Annotated in this window: 30 protein-coding genes and 1 tRNA gene; 19 read left to right on the top strand and 12 right to left on the bottom strand. The window is 51.0% G+C overall.

What is annotated here, in order from left to right; all coding sequences use genetic code 11:
• Nucleotides 1-25: 25 nt before the first annotated feature.
• From VK694_01300 to VK694_01315, 4 genes are read left to right on the top strand one after another with little or no spacing between them, the layout of a single operon-like run.
• Entirely contained in the window at nt 26-808 is a 783-nt protein-coding gene (locus VK694_01300; GenBank protein HTE57353.1) for an ABC transporter ATP-binding protein, read from the top strand.
• The gene (locus VK694_01305) at nt 777-2,282 is read left to right on the top strand and encodes a hypothetical protein (GenBank protein ID HTE57354.1); all 1,506 of its coding nucleotides are present in this window, start codon (nt 777-779) and stop codon (nt 2,280-2,282) included. Before VK694_01300 ends, VK694_01305 begins: the two co-directional genes overlap by 32 nt.
• A 1-nt stretch (nt 2,283) precedes the next feature.
• Nucleotides 2,284-2,763, top strand: coding sequence for a hypothetical protein (locus VK694_01310; GenBank protein ID HTE57355.1), 480 nt, complete (start codon nt 2,284-2,286; stop codon nt 2,761-2,763).
• Nucleotides 2,760-3,041, top strand: coding sequence for a hypothetical protein (locus VK694_01315; GenBank protein ID HTE57356.1), 282 nt, complete (start codon nt 2,760-2,762; stop codon nt 3,039-3,041). The genes VK694_01310 and VK694_01315 overlap by 4 nt, the downstream gene beginning before the upstream one ends.
• Before the next feature lie 182 nt (nt 3,042-3,223).
• Here VK694_01315 and VK694_01320 read toward each other — a convergent pair whose 3' ends face one another.
• The 5 genes from VK694_01320 to VK694_01340 form a co-directional block, all read right to left on the bottom strand.
• Nucleotides 3,224-3,733, bottom strand: coding sequence for a hypothetical protein (locus tag VK694_01320; protein ID HTE57357.1), 510 nt, complete (start codon nt 3,731-3,733; stop codon nt 3,224-3,226).
• Nucleotides 3,734-3,949: 216 nt separating this feature from the next.
• On the bottom strand, nt 3,950-5,236 hold the full coding sequence (locus VK694_01325) for an endonuclease domain-containing protein (protein HTE57358.1): 1,287 nt from the start codon (nt 5,234-5,236) through the stop codon (nt 3,950-3,952).
• Nucleotides 5,233-6,561, bottom strand: a complete 1,329-nt coding sequence (murD, locus tag VK694_01330) for a UDP-N-acetylmuramoyl-L-alanine--D-glutamate ligase (GenBank protein HTE57359.1) — start codon at nt 6,559-6,561, stop codon at nt 5,233-5,235. Before murD ends, VK694_01325 begins: the two co-directional genes overlap by 4 nt.
• Before the next feature lie 21 nt (nt 6,562-6,582).
• Nucleotides 6,583-7,080, bottom strand: a complete 498-nt coding sequence (locus VK694_01335) for a hypothetical protein (GenBank protein HTE57360.1) — start codon at nt 7,078-7,080, stop codon at nt 6,583-6,585.
• A gap of 31 nt (nt 7,081-7,111) precedes the next feature.
• Nucleotides 7,112-7,462 (bottom strand): hypothetical protein, encoded by a 351-nt coding sequence (locus VK694_01340; GenBank protein HTE57361.1) that lies wholly within the window; start codon nt 7,460-7,462, stop codon nt 7,112-7,114.
• 193 nt (nt 7,463-7,655) lie between these two features.
• Here VK694_01340 and VK694_01345 point away from each other — a divergent pair, with 193 nt between their 5' ends.
• Nucleotides 7,656-8,678, top strand: coding sequence for a hypothetical protein (locus tag VK694_01345; protein ID HTE57362.1), 1,023 nt, complete (start codon nt 7,656-7,658; stop codon nt 8,676-8,678).
• 201 nt (nt 8,679-8,879) lie between these two features.
• On the opposite strand, the gene VK694_01350 is transcribed toward VK694_01345, so the two are convergent.
• From VK694_01350 to VK694_01375, 6 genes are all read right to left on the bottom strand, one after another.
• Entirely contained in the window at nt 8,880-9,341 is a 462-nt protein-coding gene (locus VK694_01350) for a hypothetical protein (protein HTE57363.1), read from the bottom strand.
• Nucleotides 9,342-9,581: 240 nt separating this feature from the next.
• On the bottom strand, nt 9,582-10,127 hold the full coding sequence (locus tag VK694_01355; GenBank protein HTE57364.1) for a hypothetical protein: 546 nt from the start codon (nt 10,125-10,127) through the stop codon (nt 9,582-9,584).
• 95 nt (nt 10,128-10,222) lie between these two features.
• Entirely contained in the window at nt 10,223-11,143 is a 921-nt protein-coding gene (locus tag VK694_01360; protein HTE57365.1) for a hypothetical protein, read from the bottom strand.
• A 180-nt stretch (nt 11,144-11,323) separates the two neighbouring features.
• Nucleotides 11,324-11,773 (bottom strand): hypothetical protein, encoded by a 450-nt coding sequence (locus VK694_01365; protein ID HTE57366.1) that lies wholly within the window; start codon nt 11,771-11,773, stop codon nt 11,324-11,326.
• A 110-nt stretch (nt 11,774-11,883) separates the two neighbouring features.
• Nucleotides 11,884-12,261, bottom strand: a complete 378-nt coding sequence (locus VK694_01370; GenBank protein HTE57367.1) for a response regulator — start codon at nt 12,259-12,261, stop codon at nt 11,884-11,886.
• 65 nt (nt 12,262-12,326) lie between these two features.
• On the bottom strand, nt 12,327-12,710 hold the full coding sequence (locus tag VK694_01375; protein ID HTE57368.1) for a response regulator: 384 nt from the start codon (nt 12,708-12,710) through the stop codon (nt 12,327-12,329).
• Nucleotides 12,711-12,853: 143 nt separating this feature from the next.
• Here VK694_01375 and VK694_01380 point away from each other — a divergent pair, with 143 nt between their 5' ends.
• The 14 genes from VK694_01380 to VK694_01445 all read left to right on the top strand — a co-directional run bounded on the left by VK694_01380 (nt 12,854) and on the right by VK694_01445 (nt 24,308).
• On the top strand, nt 12,854-13,789 hold the full coding sequence (locus tag VK694_01380; protein ID HTE57369.1) for a phosphatidylglycerol lysyltransferase domain-containing protein: 936 nt from the start codon (nt 12,854-12,856) through the stop codon (nt 13,787-13,789).
• A 310-nt stretch (nt 13,790-14,099) separates the two neighbouring features.
• The gene (locus VK694_01385; GenBank protein HTE57370.1) at nt 14,100-14,870 is read left to right on the top strand and encodes a hypothetical protein; all 771 of its coding nucleotides are present in this window, start codon (nt 14,100-14,102) and stop codon (nt 14,868-14,870) included.
• Nucleotides 14,871-14,872: 2 nt separating this feature from the next.
• On the top strand, nt 14,873-15,919 hold the full coding sequence (locus VK694_01390) for a hypothetical protein (GenBank protein ID HTE57371.1): 1,047 nt from the start codon (nt 14,873-14,875) through the stop codon (nt 15,917-15,919).
• Between the two features lie 23 nt (nt 15,920-15,942).
• Nucleotides 15,943-16,578: a hypothetical protein gene (locus VK694_01395; GenBank protein ID HTE57372.1), complete on the top strand. Its 636-nt coding sequence runs from the start codon at nt 15,943-15,945 to the stop codon at nt 16,576-16,578.
• Nucleotides 16,579-16,615: 37 nt separating this feature from the next.
• Entirely contained in the window at nt 16,616-18,865 is a 2,250-nt protein-coding gene (locus tag VK694_01400; protein HTE57373.1) for an ATP-binding protein, read from the top strand.
• Nucleotides 18,866-19,012: 147 nt separating this feature from the next.
• A complete protein-coding gene (locus tag VK694_01405) occupies nt 19,013-19,942 on the top strand; it encodes a hypothetical protein (GenBank protein HTE57374.1) in 930 nt (309 codons plus the stop codon).
• Entirely contained in the window at nt 19,939-20,304 is a 366-nt protein-coding gene (locus VK694_01410; GenBank protein HTE57375.1) for a hypothetical protein, read from the top strand. The genes VK694_01405 and VK694_01410 overlap by 4 nt, the downstream gene beginning before the upstream one ends.
• A gap of 95 nt (nt 20,305-20,399) precedes the next feature.
• On the top strand, nt 20,400-20,522 hold the full coding sequence (locus tag VK694_01415; GenBank protein ID HTE57376.1) for a hypothetical protein: 123 nt from the start codon (nt 20,400-20,402) through the stop codon (nt 20,520-20,522).
• 78 nt (nt 20,523-20,600) lie between these two features.
• On the top strand, nt 20,601-20,918 hold the full coding sequence (locus tag VK694_01420; GenBank protein HTE57377.1) for a hypothetical protein: 318 nt from the start codon (nt 20,601-20,603) through the stop codon (nt 20,916-20,918).
• Between the two features lie 478 nt (nt 20,919-21,396).
• Nucleotides 21,397-21,471: transfer RNA gene (locus VK694_01425), tRNA-Glu, on the top strand.
• Between the two features lie 160 nt (nt 21,472-21,631).
• Nucleotides 21,632-21,913, top strand: a complete 282-nt coding sequence (locus VK694_01430; GenBank protein HTE57378.1) for a hypothetical protein — start codon at nt 21,632-21,634, stop codon at nt 21,911-21,913.
• Nucleotides 21,910-22,242 (top strand): type II toxin-antitoxin system PemK/MazF family toxin, encoded by a 333-nt coding sequence (locus VK694_01435; GenBank protein ID HTE57379.1) that lies wholly within the window; start codon nt 21,910-21,912, stop codon nt 22,240-22,242. The genes VK694_01430 and VK694_01435 overlap by 4 nt, the downstream gene beginning before the upstream one ends.
• 256 nt (nt 22,243-22,498) lie before the next feature.
• The gene (locus VK694_01440; protein ID HTE57380.1) at nt 22,499-23,929 is read left to right on the top strand and encodes a hypothetical protein; all 1,431 of its coding nucleotides are present in this window, start codon (nt 22,499-22,501) and stop codon (nt 23,927-23,929) included.
• A gap of 187 nt (nt 23,930-24,116) precedes the next feature.
• Nucleotides 24,117-24,308: a hypothetical protein gene (locus VK694_01445; protein HTE57381.1), complete on the top strand. Its 192-nt coding sequence runs from the start codon at nt 24,117-24,119 to the stop codon at nt 24,306-24,308.
• On the opposite strand, the gene VK694_01450 is transcribed toward VK694_01445, so the two are convergent.
• Nucleotides 24,302-25,879 (bottom strand): hypothetical protein, encoded by a 1,578-nt coding sequence (locus tag VK694_01450; GenBank protein ID HTE57382.1) that lies wholly within the window; start codon nt 25,877-25,879, stop codon nt 24,302-24,304. The genes VK694_01445 and VK694_01450 overlap by 7 nt on opposite strands.
• Between the last annotated feature and the right edge of the window lie 125 nt (nt 25,880-26,004).

Below are 26,004 nucleotides of genomic sequence, written 5' to 3' on the forward strand. Positions count from 1 at the left end.
ACTAAAAGGTAACATGAGGAAAAACATGCCCACTACTCGGAGTAAACAAGCAATTCGGATCGATAAAGTAAGTATCGTATATGGCCAGAATACGGCCGTAGACAACGTATCTTTTTCGGTACGGACGGGTAGTGTGCATGCCCTCATTGGACCAAACGGAAGTGGCAAGAGCAGCATTATCCATGCGGTCATGGGAATCAATCCTCTCCACGCTGGCCAAATTGAGGTTGCTGGCACATCTGTGTATGGCGATGGGACAAGTCTGGCAGCCTTGCGGCGTGAGTTTGGTATCGTTCCCGACGAGGACGACCTGATTGAACCGTTGACCGGGCACGAATATGCCCGTCTTTCGGCAGCGCTTTACGGCTTGGACTCTGATCAGGCACATGCAAGAATCCAGGAACTGGGTGAGCTATTTGAGCTAAAGGCTCTAGATGATCGTATTGGTTCGTACTCGCATGGCATGCGCAAGAAGCTGGCATTTATTGCAGCCATGGTCGCCAAACCAGCTCTCTATATTATTGATGAGCCTACCAACGGCTTGGACCCAGACATGATCTTGCTGATCAAAGAAATCATCTTGTCTCTCAAGAGAAACGGCAAGAGCGTTTTGCTAGCTACACATAATCTGGATTTTGCCCAAGACATTGCTGACGACATTACGATGATTCGGTCTAAGCGTATAGCCAGCGGCAGCGTGAAAGAAGTTTTGCAAAAGGCCAAAGCAAAGACACTCGAAGAGGCTTATTTAAAGTTAAGCGGTGGGCAGAAAAAGCATGAAGCAATCGAATCCTATATTGTTGATTAGCGCTACGCTGCTAAAAGTATGGCGGCGCAAAGCAGTTGGTCTGGTGGCGGGTAAGCCGCACATGGTTGCCATGTTGCTACCAATCGTGGCCCTCTACGGTTTCTTTGCCTGGCAGATACGTCAGCTCCTAGTGCCTTTTTCGGGCATGGTGGCAGGTGATAGCGAGCAGGCCGGGCTGGTGGTGCTGGTGGCGGGACTTACCTTTGGGGTGGCCGTTTCTTCTACTTGGTTTTTGGCTAGACAGACTATTGCGGTAAATGTGCCGTCTACACTCCAGTCCTTGCCCTTCATGAGTCGTACTTGGCTCCGGGCTCAGTCTCTGCTGTTTGTTGGTGCTATCTGGTTACTTAACAGCCTGGTGGCATTACCACTCTTCGTAGCTCTTGGGCAACAGCAGGGGATGCAGTTGGGCTGGTGGTTGCTATTTGCCGAACTGACGCTGCTTATGTACGTAACGGTTGGGCTACTGCTGTACTTATTAGTAGAGCGCGTGATTCATGTAGAGCGCTTACGAAAGCTGGCGGGTGGGCTGAGTAGTCTGCATACCATTGGGCAAGTTGGGCTGGTGGTTCTGGTTGGGTACGGCCGGCTCTTTAGCAGCGGGGCTTTGAACCGCATCAATATAGGACTGGAGACTAGCTACTTCACGGATATGATTCGTGATGGCGGTTTAGGGATACTGCTTCCATTTGGTGCTGTGCTGCTATGCACCGCCCTAGGTGCTGTGACCATCGACGCTATCAGTAGGGGCTTTACCTCATCGGTAGTAGAGCATCATGCCTCACGGCCTTTATCTGCCCGATTGCTGCCGGTGCCAAAAAGCAAAACAGGAACATTGCTGGTTATGGCCTGGCGAATTATTTTGAGTGACAAAGAGATATCTATGCCAAATTTGCTGATCATTGGCATTGTGCTGGCCGCCGCATTCGGAGTAAGGGCAGAAGCGTTGTCGGTCACGGCGGGTCTAATCCTCTATTCGATATATAATGTGCTGTTCCTGCTGCTCTTTTCTAGCTGGGCCCTCTCGGTCCGTGGTCGGCTGGGGACGAGCCGCGCGGTTGTCTATGGTCTGCCAGTTGACCCAAAGATTTTTATTCGGACCCTTGGGGTTATGACCCTGGGTTCAATCCTTGCCCTGTACGCAATCGTGGAGCTGGCTTTGTTTGCGGTGATGGGCGATGTCACGGGCGAGAGTTTGGGAAATATCGGCAAGAATGCGCTGACACTGGCAGCGGTTGCTTCTCTGACTTTTATGCTTGGTGTTATGAGCTATGCGGGCCAAAAGAACAGGCTCAATCAGGTGCCAGTGGCTGTTGGCTTTGCGGTAACGAACATTTTGGGATTGGCTCTGCTGGCGTGGCTTAGTGGAAAATATGGCATGCCCGGTTTAGCCGTGGCCGCTTGTGCCTGTGTTATGGCTAGCGTTATTTTTGCAACTAGTTACGAAAGGGAACACATCCTCGATGAGGTCTGATGTGCTGTTTGCTGCCGCCTTTGCGCTTGCTCACACGTTGCTGGCTATCCTGTGGTTTGATATTTTGTCAGGTTCAGCGCTACTTGTTGTGGGTCTAGCTAGCGTGATTGTCTACGGAGTTCTGCTGGCCTATGTCCATGAGGGTGCTCACTTTGTGGCTGCAAAGTTGGCTGGTGCCCAGGATGTGAAACTGCATGCTAGTACAAAAGGTTTTAGCGTGACGTACGCACTACATGACTTTCCCCTAAGGCTCTTGGCAATCAGTCTGGCAGGCCCATTGAGTGGTGTGGTGTATGGAACTCTGGGACTCATTGCCGCCGGCAGCTGGCAGCAAGCTCATCCTGTGTGGGCTACTTGGGTGGCTATGATATCGATCATAGCCTGCTTGCAGGCGGTGCTACTGTTGCCATTTGTAGCAGATGGCAACATGTTTTGGACCAGCTTGTGGAATATTATAATGAGAAAGAAGGGAACATCGTGAAACAAAATAAAGCAATGTCTTGGAGCGCAACAGCGTTTATCGCATCGTTCAGTAGTATACTTTTTGCTCCAATGACGTATCTGATTGTTGTTGGCAAAAGCAATAATCATCTGAATCCGAGTATTGGACCAGTCGAACTCTTTTCTGTAGATTCACAAAGCTCTGGAAGTTTTTCGTTGTCCTACGGACTGGGCGCATTGCTTGTCCCTGCTGTGTTTAGCTTGCTTGTGTGGGGTGTCTTGCAGGTTCTTGCAAGCAGAAAACAAGCTTCTAAGTAGTCCGTTTTTCGTCCTTTGGGCCTTGTCGGAGTTTTACTCCCAATGGGTCCGGGACTCGTCAGCACAAACGCACATTTGTGGAAACGGTATAACAATGGAGGGTGTGGCGGGGTGTGTTGCGGCGGCGCGCATAAAGTACCTGAGCGGTACACCACACCCATCTGGGCTTGTTGGTCGTGATCTCACTGGGGCAGCAGAGCCTTGAAGGCGCCTTCCTTCCGGTTTTGGACCTTGTGCTTGATGAGCTTTCGGACCAGCCAGTAGGTGACTAGGAGCAGGAGCCCCAGCTTGCTGCAGAGGGACCACAGTTGGAACGCTTCTTGCTGCAGGGGCAGGTGTGTCATGCCGACGGCAGTCCACGCTTTCTGCATGAGTAGGTCGGCGTTGCCGAGGACGATGGTCAGGAGCTGCTGCATCAGGATGACGTCCAGGAGCTTGATGAGCAAGAACACGAAGGGGGCCATCATGGTGGTAGCCATGGCCACGTCGACGGTGGTGCCTTCCACCTTGCTTGGGGTTCGATGAGCCTGCAGGTACTTGGTCTCGGCGGCGTCCAGGACGGACAGGTGGCCGAGCCAGAAGATCACCGCGCAGATGGCAGTAAACACGATCCAGCCAACCACGGCGGGCAGGCTGAGGAGTGCGAGTACCAAGGCAAGTCCTCCATTGTTAAGGGTGACACGAGTTGTCACGCTTATGATTATACCATATTTGATAAGTATTTTACACAACTAGATGGTGTAATAGTTGTTTTTGGGGTCTGCAACAGCGTGCATAAACCTACGGGTGATACAGGCTAGTTTGCAAATATATCAGGGAATCCAAAAATCTGTGCGCGCTTTTGTGTGCGAGGACAAGGGCATGCTTCGCTGTCTTGGTATGGCGGTATTCGTCTCGTCCGATGGCGGTTATACTTGGGAGATAGCCAGTCGTAGCATGTCTTCGGGCATGCGGCTGGGGTAGATGGTTTTGTAGTCGTAGTTGGGCGGCAGCTCGTAATGATACTTGAGCAAGTCTGGATAGACGGTTTGCGCCATGGTCATGGCGGCCCGCGATTCTTTGACTTCGCCCACGCACTCTAGTGGTTTTTCGCCGGCAATGCCCAGCAGCTGTTCGTAGGTAGGTTCTAGCTTGGGGTCGTGCAGCAGGTTTTTGCCACTCCACAATTTTTCTAGATCCGCGCGGGGGATGAACGGTGTGAGCATGAGGAAGATAAAGGCACACTTTGGACATTCACCACACCACGACATGCGGTCACTGGTGTGTATGTAGGCGCGGTTACAGCTGCTAAAAACATCTTTGTATTTCTCGAAACTCAGGCGCGCAAAGAACTCGGCAATGCGGAGCTCACTAAAGGGACGCAGCAGAGAGTAGTAGCGAATGCTATCACCAAAAAAAAGAGTCAGCACTGCTTGAAAATCCTGTTCGAATTCCTCGGATTTTGAGTACTGATGGTTGATGGCTACACCTTGATAGTGCAGAGTTGGCTCGTTGGCAGATTGCTCATTGGCCATAACCACGTCTCTTTTACCAGTCAGGATGGCTACGACAGTACCCACACAGGCAAAGATAGCGGATATGGGAATATGACCGTTCAGGGCATCTTTTTCTTTAAGCTCCATAATTTGCTTGTCCCACTGACGCTCTACCCATTTGTGGGGCAGCCCAATACGTTCGACTAATGGTGTAAGCTGCGGGCGATGATTGACACTCCAGGTGGCTAAGTCAGAATGCTTAGGACGTAGTAGTTCTATGGCTACCAGGGAGTCTTTCCCGCCGCCTACGCTCGCGAGTGGGCCGGTGCCGGTATGGTGTGCTTCCTTGATAACGTTCGTGGTTATTGGAAAGGTGACCGGTGTGCGGGGGTCTAGTTGGTTTTCATACCAGAATTCACCCAAACCACGTTGATAGGTCTTAGAGAAAAAGCTGGCGAGCGGCCTATCCAGCTGACCACGGCGCACAACAATTTCTGAAGGAATATACATTTTGTAGTAAGAGACGCCGGCCATAAAAAACAGCAGCTGAAAGGCGCGGTCTAGGGTTGCTTGGTTGTACTGCGCAAAATCAAAGTCGAACTTGTAGGTTTCGGTCAGCTTGAGGGCATCATCAAAAGCATATTGGAGCTTTAGTATTTTGGTGTTTTCGTCAAACTGGTAGTCTTCAAAGATGAATTGATTGTATTTGTTGGGTCTCATAGGGCGTTCACTGCTTCTTTGTACTGGATGCCTCGGTCCTCGAAGTTCTTGAACATATCAAAACTGGCAAAACCTGGTGACAGCACTACCTTGTCGCCGGGATGAGCAGCGGACTTGGCGTGATCGACAACATTTTTCATGGCGGCGTCTTGCAGTACGTCGTAATTGGTAAAACCATGCACGGACAAGGCTTTTTCTATATGAGGGGCTGATTGGCCGATGATAATAACCCGCCGTAGGTCCTCTTGGTGTTTGACGATACCACGAGCTAGTTCGCCCAGATCCAGCCCGCGGTCAAAGCCGCCAATAAGCATGACTTTGCTGCCAACAATTGCGTCCATGGCCGCTACAGTAGCTGGGGGTGCGGATGCAAAAGAGTCGTTGTAATAAGTTACGCCGTCTACCTCACGGACGCGCTCCAGGCGGTGGGGTAGGCCAGCCAGACCGGCAATGGCCTTACGAATAGCTGGCACGTCTTGGGTGATATTCCATACAGCGGTGACGGCAGCGCAGACATTTTGCCAGTTGTGTTTGCCCAAGAGTTTGATGTCTGATATGTCACAAATTTTGTGGTGGTCTATCATGACGTACTCTTCGCCTTCGGCGTTGTCGGTCACGTAGGCACCCGGGTCGGCCATGAAGGGCATGATACTGCCGGCGGTAGATTCTGCTATAGCTTGGGAATAGTGGTTGTTGGCGTAATAAATGGCAATGTCTTGTTCTGCCTGGTGGACAAATAGCTGGCGTTTAGCCTCTACATATTCGTCTATGTCGGCATGCCAGTTGAGGTGTTCGGGCTCGATTAGCAGGCAGACGGCAATATGGGGTGACGATTTGAGATCTATCAGCTGGAAGTTGGCTAGCTCTAGTACCACCCAATCATCTGGCTTGATACCGTCCTTTAGCATGTCCAATGGTGGTATGCCAATATTACCGCCCAGATGTACTCGGTGGCCGGCTGCTTCTAGCATCCGGGCAATAAGGATACAGGTAGTGCCTTTACCCTTTGTGCCGGTGACGCCAATGATATTGCGGGTGGGACAGACCTCGAGGAATTCGTTGGTATTGGTCCAGATTTTTTCTAGGATATCCGGTGCATCGGGATTTGCCTCTTGGATTTGCCGAGGATGAATAACGGGGGTGCGAATAATTAGATCGTATTGGTCCAACTTTTCCAGGTATTCTGGCCCCAACTGTTTTTTTGCACCAGGCGGGATGTGCTTTTTGGTGTCAATATCGCAAATAGTAATATCGTTTTCGGGTTTGCCCCAATAGTCGTAGGCCGACTTGCCCTGTCCTTCAAAGCCCAAGATAGCTATCTTCATAGGGTCTATTGTATCAAGAATCTAGCTGTCCTCTTTGACTTGCTTTCGAAAAGCAAAACGGTAGCTTCCATACTGACTGATAGCAGCCGCAATCACTATGAAGAGCTGAAACTGTAGAAAGGTTGGAAGATTACTGGTCAGTGTGGGGTCGGGCCCCTCTGGTGAAGCTGTAAGGCTTACGATCGTAATGAATAAAACAACAAGGATCAGGAGAAAGACCCAGGGTAGTACTTTGAGTCGTAGCTGTTTTCTGAATATAAACAAGACAAATGGCTGTACCAGGAGGGCAAAATACTGTAGCGCTGCCAGAAGAGACCACAGGGGATTGTAGTAGGACGGCAGCTGCCGGTAGCTTGGATCTTTTAGCGCGAACATGTTTTGTTCGTACTCAACACGGAATTTGCCCAGAACGACAATAAGTATAAAACCCAAGACCATCAACCCTGTGAGTACAAGCAGCCCCTTGAGCGCTTGTCTAAGAAAATCGGACTGACTTGTGGTGGGTGAATTACTTTCCATGGCGACCATGCACTAGAGGATTCAACGCTTATCAGGAGCCAAGAAAGCTGATAGATAGATCGCTTATCCAGTCGGCCAGAGGTTTCAGGATGATCAGCTGTATGCCAAACAAGATGAGTAATATGTTGGTGGTGCGATTGAAAACCTGTTTTTTATCCTTCACAAATAGCAAAAGGATGGGAAGCATGATCAAGGTTGCTACCGAGAGTACGACCCATACAAGCGCTAGGGGCTCGGCGGCGCTCACCAGCCAGCCATCCTGTTTGTCTATGGTCAGATATGACACAAGCGTACCGATGATATAAAAGATAATTTGAAGTGACAGAACTACATTAAATGCCCACAAAAACTTCTTTGCAAACGGTTCAGAAAAATATTTCATTACTCTTAGCAAAGCACACGATTTGCCCTACTTCAATCAAAATGTCGACAAAGGCGAAGATATCGACTTTTCGGATATACTTTTTCTTGTAAAATAATTTCTGCTATTGAACATTTCCAGATTGTTAGAGGTGTTATACCAAAGCTGAGGCATCCCCTGCTTCAGGATCCGCCGCAAATCCGAGGAGTCCCCCGTGCGAAAGTACATCGTCGGTCTACTGACCGTTGTGTGCATGACCATCGGCATGCTGTGCATGCCGACCGCCCCCGCTGACGCTCAGGCGTCACAGACCTTTCGGATCGCTCGGACCGAGATCGGCATCCGCTTCCGGACCAACCCGAACGACTGGAACTCCGCTGCTGGCCCCGCTGGCTACGACGGTGACTGGGTGACGCTGCACTGCGTGCGCGAAGGCACCGCTGTCGGCCCCTACAACAACCGCATGTGGTACCAGGCCACGACTGCCACAGGGTCGGGCTGGCTCCCGGATCGGTACACCACCACGCCGATCAACGCCAACGAGTGGCTGCCCAACCTGTCCAAATGTGACCAGCCGGCTCCGGCTGCTGCGCCAACCCCGGCAAGCCAGTCGGTGTTCTTCTCGCCCAACGAGACCCCCGGTGGGCAGGACGGGCTGAACCCCGGAACGACCAACCTCAAGCTGTCGCAGTGGGCTGGCGGTGAAGGGTGTTCGGCTGACAACGTCATGTCCTCGGTCCCGGCCAACACGACCACCATCGCTGGCTGGAGTCGCGGGCGTATGGGTGTGGTCTACTTCCTGACAAAGGCTACGCCCCGGCAGATGCAGCAGCTGGACACCATCGTCCTCTTCGATCCAGGCAGCGCCCGCAATTTCGAGGATCGCTGGGTCATCAGCTGGGATCCACACCAGGAGGCTTGCGATGACAATTACGACATCAATGGCTTGCTGGCCAACTGGCTGAAGTCTGAGCGCGAGAAGCGGTTGATCGTGGTAACTGGTCACGACAGTGAGATGTACGAGTTCGCCGGCCTTTGGGACCACTATTTCGCTGGCATCTGGGCGTTGGACGATGACATCAGTGCGGCGCGTGCGCGCGTTTGCGACTACACCAACATGGACCACTACGTCCTGATGCGGCAGTTCGCTGGCATGGTGAAGAGCCCTCCAGACAGCTGCCCCCGTGGTGTCGGCAACCAGGACGCCGTCAAGGGCGCCCAGGGCTGGCACCCGTAGTTCAATAGCAACCTTGCCGGAGGGCAGCGTGTTCGAGCGTTTTTCGCTCCTCGCACTGCTCCTCCGGCCCTACCATTTATAAAATATTCCACACATGAAGAAAGACCCGTCAAGCGCAGAACCCTGGTAAGGGTATCGGTGCTGAAGAATCTTTCTCCAGTACGTGCATTTGACGAGTCTTGTTGCTCGTTCTTTGTTGGGCTAGCCCTGGGGCTGGGGTGGGAAGGGGTCGAGGCGCCAGATGCACCACTCCAGGAAGTGCGCGTAGGCGTAGCCTCCAGCCAGCATGATCGGCAGGGCCCAGGGAAGGACCAAGAACATGCCCAAGCTGGCAGGCACGACCACCCCGAGGCCCAGCACGAGTGCGCCGAACGTGGCGACCTGGTGCTTTGTGGGTAGGAGCAGGCAGCCAAGGGCCAGCGAGAAGACCACCACGGAGACGACTCCACCTAGCAGCAGGAAGCTGACAGAGAGGCGTTCACCAGGCAGCTTGGTTCCAAGGCACACGGTACCCAGGAAGAGGGGCCACTGCAGGGCAGCCAGGACTCTGGTCAGACGCAGCCGGATGGGACCCCAGCCGGTTGTCTGGCTCTTCAGCCATTGCTCTCGCTGAGCATCTACCTGAGCGGCATCAACTGCCTTGATGGCTGCGTCCGTAGTCACGGATGCGGAAGTGTCTTGAGGGGTCAAAAGAGAGACTCCAGGGGTTAGATACGAGCAAGGACATACAACCTGTTACGACAGATCGTAGGACATATATTATAATATTTTTCCACATAAATTACAAGGCATGAAGAAAGGCTCGTCAAACGTGGGATACCCTGTAGGGGCGCCAGGTGTGAAGAGACTTTCTTCACTCACGTCTGACAAGCCTTGATGCTCGTCGTACTGGGCGGATGTTCGTTAGACCGGCCGGGTGGGTCGGCGGTTGAGGAGCGCCATGGGGATGTGGGCGTGCAGCACCATGAAGATGATGCCGAGGTAGCCCATGATGATGCCGGTGAGCACCGGATAGTCACTGCCCGCCGGACCGTCGAAGGCTGCGTTGATCAGCAGGACGGGAACGACAGACGAAACCACGGTGGCCGCGCCAACGTAGAGCAGTCCACGGTGGTGGGCGGGACGCCACAGGACGGCGCACGACAGGCCGATGGCCACAATCCTGACGATCAGGAAGGCGGCGGTGGGCAGCGTGTGCGTCGAGGCCTGCGACGAATCGTCGGGCAAGTTGGGCAGAGCCCATGCGGCCGTAGCGAACCACTGTACGAAGCCGGCCGGAACCAGCCACAGCATCCGGGCGTCGTATGACTCCCATTGGGCCATGCGCTGCCGGTGCTCCTCGTCCCGATGGGCTTGCTCGCGGCGAGCGGCAGCCTCGGCGAGGGAGGGTTGAGTGGTCTTGCCAGCGCCGGTGATGAGCAGCGATAGTACGGTGTCAAGAAAGGGCATGGTATCTCCAGGGGGTGGGTGAGTACGAACGAGAACGTACGATCTGCCGAAGACTAATCGTAATAGATATATTATAACACAAAAAATTACTTAATTCAATCTCTTGTCAGGAGGGAGTCCAGCAAGGCGCCACCTCCCCCCAGCAAAATATGCGGGTCGGTTGGTCCTTGTTTGTGGACAAAGCGTGTTTCTGGCACGTGCCCCGCCAAGGGAGTGTCCGAGGCCATGAGCTCATCGACGGCAGTTCTGTAAGCATCTTCGTCCAGCTTGAGCCCGTGTCCGGTCGTATCCCAGCTGATGATAAGTACCTGGGCAGTGGAAGCTCGACCAAGTCTGCCTGCCATCAGCGCCAACTGGTGGGGATCAATCTCTGACGGCGTATCTGGTGTCTGCTCTGGCGCTTGTTCTACTGCGGGCTTATCGGGCAGTTGTGGCCAGTCCGGGTGAGCAATGTCGTGGAAGGGCGCCGGAAGGTCGATAGCCCTCCAGGATTTGTTGATCCTGTGTACTGCACCACCGGTCAAATTCCTCCTGCCTAAATCGATTCCAGCAACGGCATCGGCACTGGGATTGTAGGCTGCCGCCGCATGGGCTACGAGGGTGTTGTAGTGGACCACTTCATACAGGGGTCTATACTGGAATAAACGGTCAAACTCCTCTCCTTGGGCGCGGATTCCGCTGACGATATTGATCGGATCTTCTATGTCATGCACATGTGGCGTGTCCCGCAGCCAATTTGGCGCCGCCGCGCCGTCATAGACGCCTCTACGACGTATATTCCCGTGCAGCGCAACTACGGTGGATCCGGTGCCTTTTTGGCGCCCTTCCTGCAAGGTGTGAGCTAAGAACCTGTAAAAGTTCTCTAGATCGTATGGCACATCTGTAAATTCGTAGGCTTCGGCAGAGGCCTCGCCCCGGAGTCTGGTGGTAGTTTCGCCTACCAAAGCACCATTATCGCTGTCGATTGCCACTACCAGATCACGTCCGACCACCACGGGGGCTCGTTCGTCTGCCATAGCTTGACCCTCTTTTAGTACTTAATAGTATAAATCGCCTGAGAATCAAATTCAAAGCTTGGGCCACATGAAGAAAGACCCGTCAAGCGCAGAAAACCCAGTAAAGGGCATCGGTGCTGAAGAAGTCTTTCTCCAGTGTCTGTGCTTGACGAGCCTTGTTGCTCGTCTCTGTTGGTGTGGCTATTGCAGTGCGGGCGGGTAAGGGTCCAGGCAGGACAGCGCCAGCCTGAGGCTGATGGCGTAGGCGGCGCAGCCCAGGACCGTCAGTGGCAGTGGGCTGTCGAGCTGGTAGCCCGCATAGAGCGGCCCGAAGGTGCCGAATACGAGAATGGCTGCCAGGAACAGGGTCCGCTGCTTCGTGCTGCCTGAACTGGGCAGGAGACACATGGTGGCGATCATTACTCCACTGCTGGTGATCGCGCCAATCAGCCAGGGGCCGATGGGGAGCACTGGATGCTCGTGGAGCTTGGTGGCCATGAGGTTGAAGTAGATATCCCACTGCAGGACGGCCAGGATGGAAAGCACGATCACAGCGAGTCGCTGGTCATGTTGACGCTTCTCCCATGCCTCTCGCTTGGCCATCAGCTTGGTGACGTCGGCATCAGGGGTGGTCGGTGATTGGAGGTTCATTGAAAACTCCCGGTAGACGAGCAAGAACGTACAATTTGTCACATCACGCGTGAAGTACCAAATCGTAAGATGTATACTATAAAACTTTTACGGCTATATATCAATTGCTTCTAGGTTGCCAGCTCGGCTTTGACCATCTCGGCCACCTGGCGGGGTGTCATCTCTGCTTTTACGATAAAACGGCGGACGTTGAGTTCTTTGATAATGTCGGGTGCTTCTTGTTCGCCCATGTTGGTCAAAACAATAACTTTGATGTTCTTGCCCCAGTCGGTGCCACGAAGTTTTTGTAGCATCTCGTCGCCGTTCATTTCGGGCATCATCAGGTCTAGAAGAATAATGTCGGGCTTCAGGTGTTCTGCTAGGGCTAGGCCGCGCCTGCCGTTATCAGCGGTCTCTACCTGATAGCCTTCGGCCTCAAACTTGATGCGATACATCTGGGCAATGGCTTGGTCGTCCTCGATGATCGCGATCTTTATATGAGAGCTCATATATCCATCCTACACCTTTTTAGAGCCTATCTCCACGCCCTCTTGTAAAGAAGCGTGCAGATGACTCACCGCTTAGTGCCCAAGATTTCGTCGACGACTTCGCATACCTGGGTAGGGGTGTAGTGGGCTTTTACGATATAGCGATCGACATTCAGCAATCGCAGCGTATGAGGGGCTTCGTCTTTGCTGAGGTTGGTTAGAATAATAACCTTTATCCTGCTGCCCCAGTCGGTGGCACGCATCTTCTGCAACATTTGATCACCGTTCATTTCGGGCATCATAAGATCTAGCAAAATCAAGTCAGGAGTAAAAGACTCAACGAGTGCCAAGCCTTGCTTTCCATCGTGGGCGGTCATGACCTTGTACCCACAATTTTCCAACTTGAAAGCATACATAGCAGCTATCGCTGGATCATCTTCTATAACGGCAATTTTGTGGAGCGATGACATTTTTAGAATATTTTACGCCTTGAACTATTACATTAGTATAAACACAAACCTACACAATGCTGCAAGAAAAACTGCTAAAGATAATTCCGGCCTCTATTTTTGACATACAGGAGTATTATTGATTTATATAACAAGAAGTATCCATGAAGACCGACGCCCATGCCTTTAAGACGTTTCCGGAGTTTTCTAAGCTGACCTTAGCAGATCGAGAGCTATATGAAGAGCTGATTGCTCAGTATCCTCCCATTGATGAGATAACTTTTCCGATTTTAATGACATGGTGGAGTGATTTGGGTGATTGTATGGTGGCGCTACTGAATGGCAATCTCGTAATCTGTTATTGGAGGCCCGGAGACGAAAAAAACTCTGGATTATGTCTTGTGGGCAACAAGCTCATTGATGAGTCAATGGCAACGATATTTGATTGGCTACGTGCCCAGGGAGAGTTGATGCATCTGGTTCATGTGCCAGAATTTGTGGTAAGTAGCATGAAATACCCCGAGATGTATACGTTTACCTCTGAAAGAGGCTATGACGAATGCATTGTCTCTGTAAAAACTCTCTGCTCCCTTAGCAAGATGATACAGTATCGTCGCTGGAAAATCCGCAGATTCAAATCTGAGGTGAATGACGAACGCGTGGTTCTTAAAAATCTGGACCTAGATTCTGACCAAAATCAAGAGCTGTTACTGGAGGCAATGGATCGTTGGAAAATCAAAGGTCGCCTGAATGTGATTAACAAACGAGAGGAGGAGATTCTGAAGGTGTGTATTAGGCAAGCCTCAGACTTCGGATACGAGAATGTGTGTCTATTTATAGATGGTGAGCTGCATAGTTTTCTTTTGTACCAACTGACCACGGATCCTGACTATGTCATCGTAGATTATTCTCGCTATAGCTACGCAGCCCCTCATCTTTTTGAGTTTGCAGTTTATGAGTATGCTCAGTATCTGAGGGACTTGGATATTACTTATGCAAATATAGTGCTTGATATGGACGTTCCTATTTTACGTACGGTGAAACTCGCGCTTGGGCCCCGCAATTTCTTTAGGAAGTACACAGTTCAGCCTAAGCAATGATCTTTTAATTAAATATTTAGGTAATTTTAACTAAATATTTTCTACTGGATCCGGCGAAGGGATAGAGGTCTAAAAATAAAAAACTATTAACTAAACCACGATCAACATATCCGTTAATAGTAAAATTTTCACTTCGCGTTGACTTTTTTTGTGGTATTTGTTGCAATAGTGCTAAGTTCGTTAGTAGATAAAACGGCACCAGCTCCTGAGGGGCTGGTGCCTTTTGCATCTTTCAGGACACATTAAAATTGACAAGAGTGCATAATAGTGCTATAATTAATAAATACTTTTAATCTTGAAAGGTGGAAGTATGACTGAAGCAGAACTATGGCTGACCCAGGAGACAGATGATCTCTTATCACGCCCTGATGCTAACCTTACTTCACGGGTATTTGATGCTGGTGAAGGTGCTGAAACCTTTGACGACAAAACTGCGACTGCGCCAGAAACAGTGATTACTTATAATACAGAAGAAGATTCGCCTAACTCACTCCTAGGCCGTGCTGCCGAGTGGGCCAAGAAGCATGCCGGAACTATTAAATGGGCTGGTGCAGGTGCTTTGGCGCTTGCCAGTGGCGCTCTGACGTTTATGAATAATGGCTTTCAGGAGCTCAGGGAGCAGGTTGTAGAAACGCTGCCCTGGGCTGTAGCTGCGGGTGCTGCAACGGAAGTAGCTTTTGTAGCTGGCGGCGCAATGATGCTGACTGCGGCTGGCATGAAAGTTGGAGGAAATGTTCTGAAGATCAGAAAGAAAACAACTGAGCTGCAGGAACAAATGGCTGAAGGTGAGACGTCGAGTCGACCCTTGCGAGAGAGCATGCTTTTCCGTGCTGGTTTTGTTATAAACACGGCTGGTGCGCTTGGCACCGCTGCTGTTGTAGCGGCCGGTGGCGCAACCTTGCCAAGTGAATCATGGCCGGGTGTTGCTGGGCTGGTAGCCCTAGATGTCGCCAGTACCTTTGGGTTGCGCGCAGCTATTCTAAGAGCAGCCGGTGGCTGGCGTGCCGAGAGTACCGATACCGACACTGAAGAGTCGGTTGCAGCAGTAATCCCACCACTTGAAGATGCAGAGGTGGCGTAATTATGGCCATTGAGTTTACACGAGAAACCGGCGAAGACAACAATCGTGTTGGCGAACGGCAGCCGCAGGAAGAGTTCGTTACCGACTCGGCCGAGTGGATGGGAAGTGCCGAGACCCCTATGCTTGACGTCACGGACGTCCGTGGCTTGGTGGAGGCGGCTTTTGAAGCACCAGACATATTTGTGATATCAGATGCTATTGCTCCCAAAAGTGCAGCAGCACCGACAGACACAACTGCCGCTCGTGAACAGCGCGAAGCTATCCGTGGCCCCGGCAAGACGCACATTCGTCGTGCGGAAGAAAAGGACCTGGACCGCTTGGCCGAGGTAGACCTGATGATGTTTGACAGCGCTTATGGCGAAGAGCCGCCATCGCACGCCGAAGTGCGGGACATGCTTGCCCGAAGGCTCGAGAACATTAAGGAAGGCGGCACTATGCTGGTCTGCGAAGTTGACGGCGAGATAAACGCTTTCTCTACTTATTTTAGAACTAACAAACCTTGGGAAGACTTTACGTCCTGGGAGCATTCAACCAAAAACGGAACACTAGACGGCATAGTAGAGCCGGATGGAAAGTATTTGTATGCTGTTAACATGACCGTAACCCCCCGCGGTTCTGAAGTTCGGGCTATGCAAAAAGTGTTGGCCAACCTCTTCTCTTCTGCAATGAAAGAAGGGATCGAATATGGCTATTTTGTGAGCCGAGTGCCTCAGCTTACCAAATGGCTAGCTGACAATGGTATTGACTACAATACAACCGATCCTGAGCAGCTTGACGCTCTGGCAGAGCAATATGTCGGCACTACTAAGGAGAGTAAGAAAGGCAAAGAAGAAGCGTACGACTACGAACTGAGAACATATGACCGTGCCGGTTTCGAACGAGGCAAATTAGTAAAGGGTGGGTTTAGTGACGCCGAGTCGCTGAACTACGGGGTTGCGTTCAAGGTTGATGTTCCGTTGGCCGGTAAGCCCAAATCCGTAAGGTGGCTTGCCGCTACCGGCCTGTCATTGGCTGCTCGGTCTACCAAGATTGCTGCAAAACTCTTCTAGACTAACTTCTAACCGGAGATCCTATGACCACATCTACTATTTCCAGACAGACTGTACCTATCAACACCGATCATCTGCACAGCGTTGAATTCTTCCACGTCTATACTGACGATGATATAGATGGCATTCAGACCAATAGCCTCGAGCAACTAGGGGCCCTCAAACAGATGATGGGTTCCAAGGCGCAGCCGATTATCCTTATAGATAACTACAACCCTACGGCCCATACGCTGGGACCGGATGACATCTTTAGGTTTCTGGAGGAGCGCGAGGCGCTACCAGCCTATTGGGCCTACGAGGCCGACCTGGTCGCCAATGCCGGAGAGCTGCTGGACAACATAACAGATCGCCGTTTGGCAAAGAGCTATCGTAGATATGTAGAAGCTCATGATAAGTTTCCATGCTCGCTCCTGACGGCTGCCTGGTATCTTACACGACTCGGTGCCTTGGATTCCCGGGGAGTAATACGCAAGGTTCGGCTTGACGAACCAGAGTATGCTCCGGTTGATTCGCTTATTAATATTCTGCCCGAAATGTATCATGGGGTAGAAGAGCGGGCCTGCAAGATCATTGTTGAGAGCGAGTATGCTCAGTTTGCCCCGAAGATCCGGTACATACTCTATCAAACAGAACAGTTTGAAAAGCCAAACGCTTATTAGAGTGGTAAAACATAAGCACTCGACCTAGAATAGGAGTATGTTCGCCACATTATTTGGGCTGATTATCTGTAGCTCGATAGCTGTCATGGTGGCCGGGTTATTGAGTTATCTTCGTAATCCAGAAAAACTTCAGAACCGACTTTTTCTTGCCCTTAGTCTAAAGGTGGGGCTGTGGGCAATTTTTAACTTCCTTGGGAGTAATATCGTTGACCCAACGCTGACCCAGGTTTTTGTCTACCTGGACTTTATATTTGCGCTCTTGCTGGGCTGGTCCTTGCTGTCCTTTGTGGTAGTCACCACGTGGCAGCTTGAGGGTATGAAGATGTCTCGCGTGCTGTTATCCAGGCGTTTTGTTGTTGGCGCGGGGATCTTTAACACCTTGCTTATTGTGGGGCTTGCATCGGGCGCAATGATAGATGTGTCAGTTGCAATGAGTGAACTCGAGGTTCATATGAGTCCACTGTTTTTCTTGTATCTCGTTCCGCTGGTTGGATACTTGCTGGGTGCCTGTATCTTGCTAGTTCGTGGATACAGGGTTGCTCGCCACGCCGAGAGGCAGCAGCTAGGACTCATGGTGTTGGGTCTGGTCGTAACGGTTATAGCTAATCTGCTGAGCAACCTAGTGTTTCCGGAGCTTTTTGCCGAGCGATCTACCGTCGTGGCCCTTAATCTTGTGGGCTATCTGGGTTTGTTCTTCTTTGTGCTGTGCATATACCTGGCCATCACCATGCGTCAGCTCTTTGATATCCGACTGGTCCTAGCCCGAAGCGTCACATACGTGACATTGGTTGGCTTGATCGCTGCCTTTTATGCGGCGGTCTTGATTCTTATTGGGTATTTGTTCTTGGGGGGACAGGATTTGAACACCAGGACTCTTGCGACCAACATTGCGGTGACATTTGTGGTGGCAGTGACCTTTCCGTTTTTGCGAAAAGCCCTGTCTAGGGTGACCGACAGAATATTCTTTCGTGGAGCTTATGATGCGGAAATGTTTGTTGATCAAATGAACGCTATTGCCACTGCAAACCTAGATATCAACCGACTACTCAGACAATCTACTCTGTTGTTCCATGACATGCTTAAATCTGCCCACTGTGTATTCCTGATCTTTGAGGAAAAGGACGGAATAAAGCATGTCATAGGTGAACAGAAAGCCAGTCTGGACTACCGCTCACTGGCCGAAGAGCTCAGGCCCGCATTGTATGCAAGGCGGTGTTTCACAAAAGACGAACTAGAAGACAGCAAGCTCAAATCAAAGCTGCAGCGAGCTGCTTCAGATGTCATCATGCCGCTGTATGCAAACAACGTTTTGGTAGGCTGCGGCTTGCTGGATATCAAGCAAGACGGGGCTGCTTATACACGTCAAGACATGCGCGTGCTGGATGTGGCAGCCGCCAGCTTGTCGATTGCTGTTCAGAACGCCTTGCGGTTTGAGGAGATTCAGAACTTCAACGTTACCCTGCAAGAGCAGATTGAGCGGGCGACGCATAAGCTGCAAAAGACTAACGAAAAGCTTCGGGCGTTGGACGAGACCAAAGATGACTTTATTAGTATGGCCTCGCACCAGCTACGTACACCGCTGACAAGCGTAAAGGGCTATCTGAGTATGGTTATAGAGGGCGATGCCGGTAAGATAACCAGCAAACAAGAGAAGCTGCTCAACCAAGCTTTTGTCAGTAGCCAGCGCATGGTCTATCTGATTGCTGACCTGCTGAACGTGTCACGCTTGCGCACTGGCAAGTTTGTCATAGAATCTACCGCCACTAATTTGGCTGACGTCATTGAAGGCGAGGTAGATCAGCTGGTAGAAGTGGCCGAGGGCCGGGAGCTGAAGCTGGCCTATACCAAGCCCAAAGATTTCCCGAGCCTTATGCTAGACGAGACAAAGATTCGCCAGGTGCTCATGAACTTTATAGACAACGCCATTTACTACACTCCCGCCGGCGGGCATATAGAGGTCAAGCTGGAGGAAACGGCGGACAGTATCACGCTAAAAGTCGTAGACGACGGTATCGGAGTGCCCCGGCACGAACAGCACCACCTGTTTACTAAGTTTTTCCGCGCCAACAATGCCAAAAAAGCTCGGCCCGACGGTACGGGGCTGGGACTATTTATGGCCAAGAAGGTTATTATTGCCCAAGGTGGTAGCATAGTATTCAGGAGTCGTGAAGGCCATGGCAGCACTTTTGGCTTTACCTTTGGCAAGGCTAAGCTACAACTCTCTGCTCGTTCTGTGAACTCTCCGTCACAACAAGCCGGCACCACCGATAATGAGAAAATGAATTAATAGTTAAATCAGCAACAACAATAGTTTCGATTATTAACTACTTTCACGTAAGCTACTGGTGTCTTTTGATGATTCAAGAGATGTACAAATACCGTTCAATCAGCTGATAGCAGAGCCGTCCATTCTCTACACCAGGTGGTGAGTACTTTGACGACCGAATTGCAGGCGTTGATTCAGCAAAGGAATCAACTGCGAGCCACGGTTGCACAACTGCAGGAACAAAACGACGCGGAAAACGCTCAAATTGAAGCCCAGGTTGCTCCTCTGAAAACTGCAGCGGATGGGCTGGCAGCAGCTTTCAGGGCCAGCTACAATGCGGCTGCAGCCGCGCATGCAGCCGAAGATGGCGCTGCAGCAAGTGCCTTGGCCCAACAAGGAAAGGCTCAGCAGGCACAATGCAAGGCGTTGAACTCACAAGCAAACCAATTGCGTACTCAGTTCAACCCGCTCCTTTCAGGTCTTAAAGATGCGCGTGGAGAGTTGAAATCGATTAATCAGAGGATTCAGGCGCTGACCCAAAAGCCGAGACGGCTCAAGACGACTCGAGCCAGCCAGCCTGGGCCCCTAGGTAAAATCCAGATGAAGGGTTTTCACCGAGCCCCCGAAGGCATCGACGCGGCGTTCGTGCAGCAGGTGTTGCGCGAAGTGCCTGGTCCTGTCCTGGGGCAAATCGACAGTGTGGCTTTTATCGACCAAGTTGATGCAAGCTTCGCGCTTGGCCGCACGGCGGCAAAGCCAAAGGTGTCGGAGAAAGCACGCGTGCATTTGTTTCGCCATCCTTTCGATTTCGACGATCAAGATTTGCGGCGAGATTATCGCGAGACAATCTTGCATGAGAGCGGGCATGTGCTTTTTGAGCGTTTGCTTACAGGGAGCCAGCGGTTCGCGTGGGGTGGGCTCTTCAACGACACCTTGCGTCAGGGAGGACTGTATATATCTGATAGAGCGAGTGACAGCATTCGAGAAGATTTTGCTGAATGCTTCCTGTTTTGGATCGCGAATGTAGGACGACTTTCCCGGAAGCAACCAGCACGCTATGCTATGATCAACGAGATCATAAGGGGCATAGAAAAATGAAAGTGCTAATCATACGTGGCTACAGAAAGAACGACAAGCAGCAGCGCGAGGAGCTTACACTTGGTGAAGCTTGGGTAGATCATGACTCACGGCTGCAGATCAAGTGCAATGACCCCCGTGTTCAGAGTGCGATTCGGGTTGCGATTGACGCGCGTTTACACAAGGGCCCGGTCCTTCGTAAGTATCCCAAGTATTTTGGCCCAAAAGATGCTCCTAATACTATTGTGGATGCTCAGGAGCCCATAGATACAAGGCATCCTGAATTCCTCAAATGGCTATTGAGTGATCGGTGGTATTGGGTGGACAAGGATATTGCAGGCTACGTCCTTGAAGGCGACCCCTCGATCATAGAAGAGCGCTAAGAAGACAACAAGCACTGCTCGCAAACAGCGCCGTCGTAGGGCAAGACGAAAAACTGCCCTATTTTCTTTGAGCGTAAAAGGGTTACAGTAGAAAAATGAAGATATTACTACTTGGAGGCCAGAGTCCATCCAATAAGCGGTGGTTGATAGACTTTCAGAAGCGCTTACAAGAGGTTATTCCCGAGGCCAACATTACGGTTCACGAGTATGATTTCTGAAAAAATGAGCTTGTATCTGAGAATGATGAGGTACAGATACGGCACGAGGTTGAAACTGCCCTGCAAGCCTATAAGCACTTGCGTATTGACTGTATCATCGGCAAGTCGTTCGGTACCTATGTCGCCCTGCAGCTTTCGAGAGACTTGAAGCCCGGCCAGCAAATTCTTATTGGCCTACCCATGGCAATGCCAGTAGTTGGGCCCCAACTGATGCAAGATCTATCAAGCACAAACGTGCCGACCTGGCTGGTTGTGAACGACGAGGACCCGGTGGTAGGTGAATACGACTTTGGGGCACTTGCCAACGGCAACATTCATCCCCCATACATAAAAAACAGAAATGACCACACCTACGTGGAGTTTAGCTTTTACGCCGACCTGCTAAACAGTCTGTAGGGGGTTCGGCTCTTAAATCAGAAGCATAAGCGGTTTCCTTCCTACTAATCAAGGGGCAAGGGCATGCCGCACACTCTGACGTATCCGAAGACGAGACGTATGCCGCAGGGGCTGCGGCTAGCTCAGAACCCTGAAGACAGGACTAAATAATCGCGTAACCGTTGACATTTTGTACGATTTATGATAATATTAATGCATCTAAAGCCTCTGGCAAATAGAGATGGTGGGTGGGATTGAGGTAACAGGTGGGCGGTTTGACTGGCCGCTTTCAGAAAAGGTCCTGAATGCACAGGGCCTTTTCTTATGGGCTAGCAATATGACCTCTGTTATGCTACACTAACGCGGTTCGTTGCACTCGCATAAATGGCCTATCGCCTAGCGGCTAGGCACCAGCCAGTTTGCCTCCCAGGCAAACAAAAACATTCATACATTCTGGCAATGCCAGAACCACCAGACTTCAGTAGCCGTAAGTCACCGTGGTCTCATCGTCTAACGGTTAGGACACCAGGTTTTCATCCTGGCAATCGGGGTTCGATTCCCCGTGAGATCACCATATAAAAAAGCTCAGCTTGTCTGGGCTTTTTTATATGGCTCATGTGGTATTGAGCCCCGATTGCCCAATCGGGTGAGAACAGCCTGTGGCTGTTCGACCTGTTTAATGCGATATGACACTGACTGTTGTAAAACGACAGTCAGTGTCATATACTTTAACTATGAAAAACACGACTCCAACAGCTATTCGACTTTCAATCACCAGCGATGTTCGCAAAAGTTTAGATATGGCAAAAAAACGTTATCCGGCCCTGTCTGATCCGGAGATCTTGAAGCTGGGCCTGTCTAAACTTGTCACCGAGTATGATAAGGCTGGGACTCTTGCGGAAGACCGTAAAGAGATTCGACTGGGGGCATCTGCTGCAATAGGGAAGGATTATTTAAAGGATAGTGAAGAAAATATTTATAGTGTCAATGTAGGCAAGAAGGTACACTTTTCGTGAGCGCACCTAAGGCCTTCGGGGTATATACTGCGCGATTTCCTTTTTTAGACTCTGCGGAAACGAAAATTCGTCCAGTCATTGTAGCAAGTAAGCCGCAAGGTCCGCACGGGGTGATTGCAGTTGTACCGGTTTCTTCAAGACCAACACGTGAGGACATTGATGTGACCATTAATGAGTGGAGTCATGCAGGCTTGCTAAAGCTGTCTGTAGCCCGGGTGCACAGACTTACGACTATGCTCCAAGCTGATTTGATTGCTGAGCTTGGAGTGTTAGATCAGAAAGAAATCAAAGCGCTACAAGCCTCGCTGAAAAAGTTCCTTAATCTCTAGCCTAACTTCTCAAGCTTTTGATACATGGTCACTAGGTTCGGATAGATAGAGTTCCACCTTTTATCCAGGTGGTTCACCTAAACAAAAACCCATCTTTGCAGATGGGTTTTTGTTTAGGTTATCATTGGCAGACTATTGAGTGTTAGGCCGCTCTAGCTTCTTAGGGTGCTACTGAGTGGCACCCCTCACAAATTATGTGGTTACTTTTAGAGCAAAGATTCGGTTATAGTAGTGATTATGAAGGATATATACAGCAATGGATGAAGGACAGACTGGTGGCGAGCCGCGGGAACAATCAAAGGCCGAGCTGAAAGAATACGCAGCCGAGCTGAAAGACAAACCTATGATGGAGGTCCGAGACCTTGTTGAGGAATCACTCAGCACAGCGGCCCAGTACGCTGACATTTGGGCTAGCAAACACAGCCAGCCAACGAATCACAAGGCTTCTGTAGACGAATTACTAGGAGATGAATTTGGCGAAACTCATCGCTACTGGTCGTCAAGAAAATTAGCCGATGACCCCCGGGCAGATGTTGTCCACGAGGTAATTGATGACAAGCCCTTTATTCAAGCAGCTTATTGGAGAACGATATACGGCCACCCAATCCTGGGAGACAGTGAAGAGGACAGCGGTTCGAATAAATATTTTGCCACCCAAAAGTTCTTTGAAAGGCTTGATGACCTACCGGCCAGGTGGCAAGCAATCTTTACGCTGGGGCGCCATTCGGCTGGGGTAAGAACGCATGTAGAAAAAAGACTTCGTCCTATGCTCGATCTTCTGCCGTCGACTGAGTTTCCTTTTCAAAACATGGAGACAGCCGAGGAGCAGACAGATTGGTGGGAAGCACAGGTCAATGGCAAGTACGAACCAAAAAAGGGAATAACTGTGGATAGCCTGAGTGACACGGTGGCATATTCCGAAATGATACAAGATAAATTTCACGACCTGCTGGTTGAAGAAGTCGGTCCAGAAAACGCCGATCAGTACGGTGACTACGTGCTCGCGTTGGTACATATGCGTACCTCAGAAAAAGAACCAGAAGACAGCGTTACGAATTACTTCAAATCGGTCTGTGACGGCCTGGTTGTCCATGATACTGACGCTGTCACACAGGCCTTTGATACGATCATAACTAACAACCCCAAGCTGCTAACCGAAGCTGCCTACATAAACCTTGGGTATGGCGGTGAGTTCAAGGCCGAAATGGAAGATTTGCACGTCGAAAGCAAGGAAGATGCACAAAGACAACGAGAGGGCGAAAAGGCTGAACAGGCCGCCCAAGAAAGGGCAGAAATCGAAGCGTTGCTAGCCGAGCATCCCGAACTTCGAGCTATCTTGGTCCAATACGGTGGGCATGTCTTAAACACCATAAGCAGAAGAGGCGGACCCGACACCGAGAGCCTTCTTTCTCCTGTTTTACATGTATCGCGCAGAGGCCCAAGTGTTAGTCTACGGACCTTGGAGCGGCACTCAAGAACTGACGAACATATTGCTCACGGGCGCGCTTCGGTACCTGCAGCAGCGTTCGTGAGAGACTTCAAAAATGGTCGCCATACACCTCAAGGACCAGCCCCAGACAAGCTCTTGGAGAGCTTAGGGTATTTGAGGGCTTATAAGGCCTTGCAGGAAACTGGTGAAGTGCCGTTTAAGCACGCAGGGCGGAAAAAAGGCAGCGCCGATACCTAATAAAGAGCCTCCGCTACTGACGCTCGATACAAGGGCAGTGGTGAATATTTTGAGGAAGAGGGATATACGGCTGTTAAATATCAAGACGCAATTCAAAAGATTATTCAGACCCTAAGCTGATCTAGCTTTGAATAAATTGCCCATGTATGAATCCCTGCGTGGTCGGTCTGAAGTGCTATCATTGGGCATGAGTGTAGAAACCCCATCATTAGAGCAGCCTATAGACCAACCAGGTGACTTGGTGTCTATCCCAGAACTGGAGCCAGGTGCTGAGCTGCGTGTTGCAACCCCCGAAGATACCAACTTTCTCAGAAAAATGGCCTTTGCTGCAGGTGATTCCTCCGGACAAGGGCGAAATATTGACGCGCGTTGCTACTGAGCGTTTTGCTCGTCTGCCCAGGGCGTCTCGTTCAGAATAATAGTACCTTTCTTGACTCCATCGACGTCGACAAAGTACTCAGTGGCAACCAGCTCTACGGGAACGTGTTGTTGCTCTAACTCATCTCCGGCGTGGGCGATACTGTAGAGATTGTCTGTTTCAACAATGGCCACCGGTTCGTTATGGGTGCGTTGCACAAATTTGCCGGTGTCGTCTTTTTCGAACTGTGAATCGATCATGTGCCCAGCAGTCACTGTGCCCTGTGAGCCGATGACGTCTTCTACTTTGCTGATTGGTTGAATCTCGGCGCTTTGATCGTAGCCGCCCCTCAGCAAGCCAATGACAGCGCGAAAATTAGTTGTCGTTTCAGTATGCTCTGGGGGGATACGTATTCCATCAAGCCGGTCGGCAACGGTCTCGGCCACTTCATCACATTCTTCATCTGTTAGCATAGGCGGCCGTATGTCCCGATGCTCGGGGAAGCGGCTCATGAGGAAGCGCGCGGTACCGTCCCCGTTGTCTATGTAGTAGCCCAGAATCGGCTTTTTGGTTTCTTGGCTAAGATTAAATATCTCTTCTATGGCTTGGTCTGCCCCTATGGCAGGCAGGGCTATTTCTGCTGACCAGAGTGGAGCTTGGTCGAGACTTTCGAAAGATCGTATCCTTTCCCGATCGGCGTGCTTTTGGGCGGCAATGGCAGCGACCCTTCCAAATAACTCTGCTTTTTCGGATCCCTGATCGACCTGGTCGTCTATCATGACGTCGAGCATGTTTGACTTGATAGTATGTAGGGTCTCTGGGTTGCCTATGTTATCAAGGACACTGTATCTATCTGGCAGGGCCATATGCGTCCGCTCTTGTAGCTCGCTGATGCCAGCCCTGAGCCAGGACGTGTCGCCACCACTATGCTTATAAGAAAGTAATGCGCTTCCCAGCCGAGCGAAGGCTATGCCATCCTGGGCCGCCAAGGCCTCTGAACTTGGTTGGTCTCCATCCATTTCTAAGGGGCTGCGGCCTGAGCCTGGCAGGGTATCACCAACGATTTTGAGCGGCGGGAGTTCCACTTTCTTTGCTAAGTCCCGCAGCGCCCAGCCATCGTCTTGGGGTGGTATCTCTACGCCTTCGGGCATGATGGCAACAAGCTCGTCAAGTCTGGTGCTAATGGTGGCAGCGGCCTGCTCGATGATTTCTTCGCCCTTCGCGATGGCTTCCTTGGCTAGCGTCCTGGCGGTTTTTTCTAGTTGCGCCTTGCTTGCATCGTGCTCTGCGCCTTTTCCACCATACATACGCTTCGTATACGCAGTGGCCAGCCCTGAAAGCCGAACTTCTTGTTCGCTGAGCCTGTCGTGTGTCTCTAGCGTAAGCCCCGTTTCTGGCAGATCTGGGGCGTCGGTCTGGGCTTGGCGGAGTGCGGCGGCAAATTCCGGTATGCCCCCACCCTGATCAAGCACCTGTGCTGCCACGGTTTCGGCGGAAACAAAAGCACCTGCTCCTTCCGGATTAGGATAAGGCGCGGGATCACCCGAAAAAACAGGACTCGTTGGGTCGGGTGAAGGGGTGGTTTCATCCATACTGGTTTTTGTTTTCCACTTTAAGTATCTAAATTTAAATACAAGTCTGGGTAGTGGTCAAGTTTATCGGAGCGTAACGGGCGGTGATCCTGGGTCTGATATCATTAAACTGTACACCTGAACGC

It is taken from the genome of Verrucomicrobiia bacterium, assembly GCA_035489575.1.
Taxonomy (GTDB): domain Bacteria; phylum Patescibacteriota; class Saccharimonadia; order Saccharimonadales; family JAGQNK01; genus DATHJY01.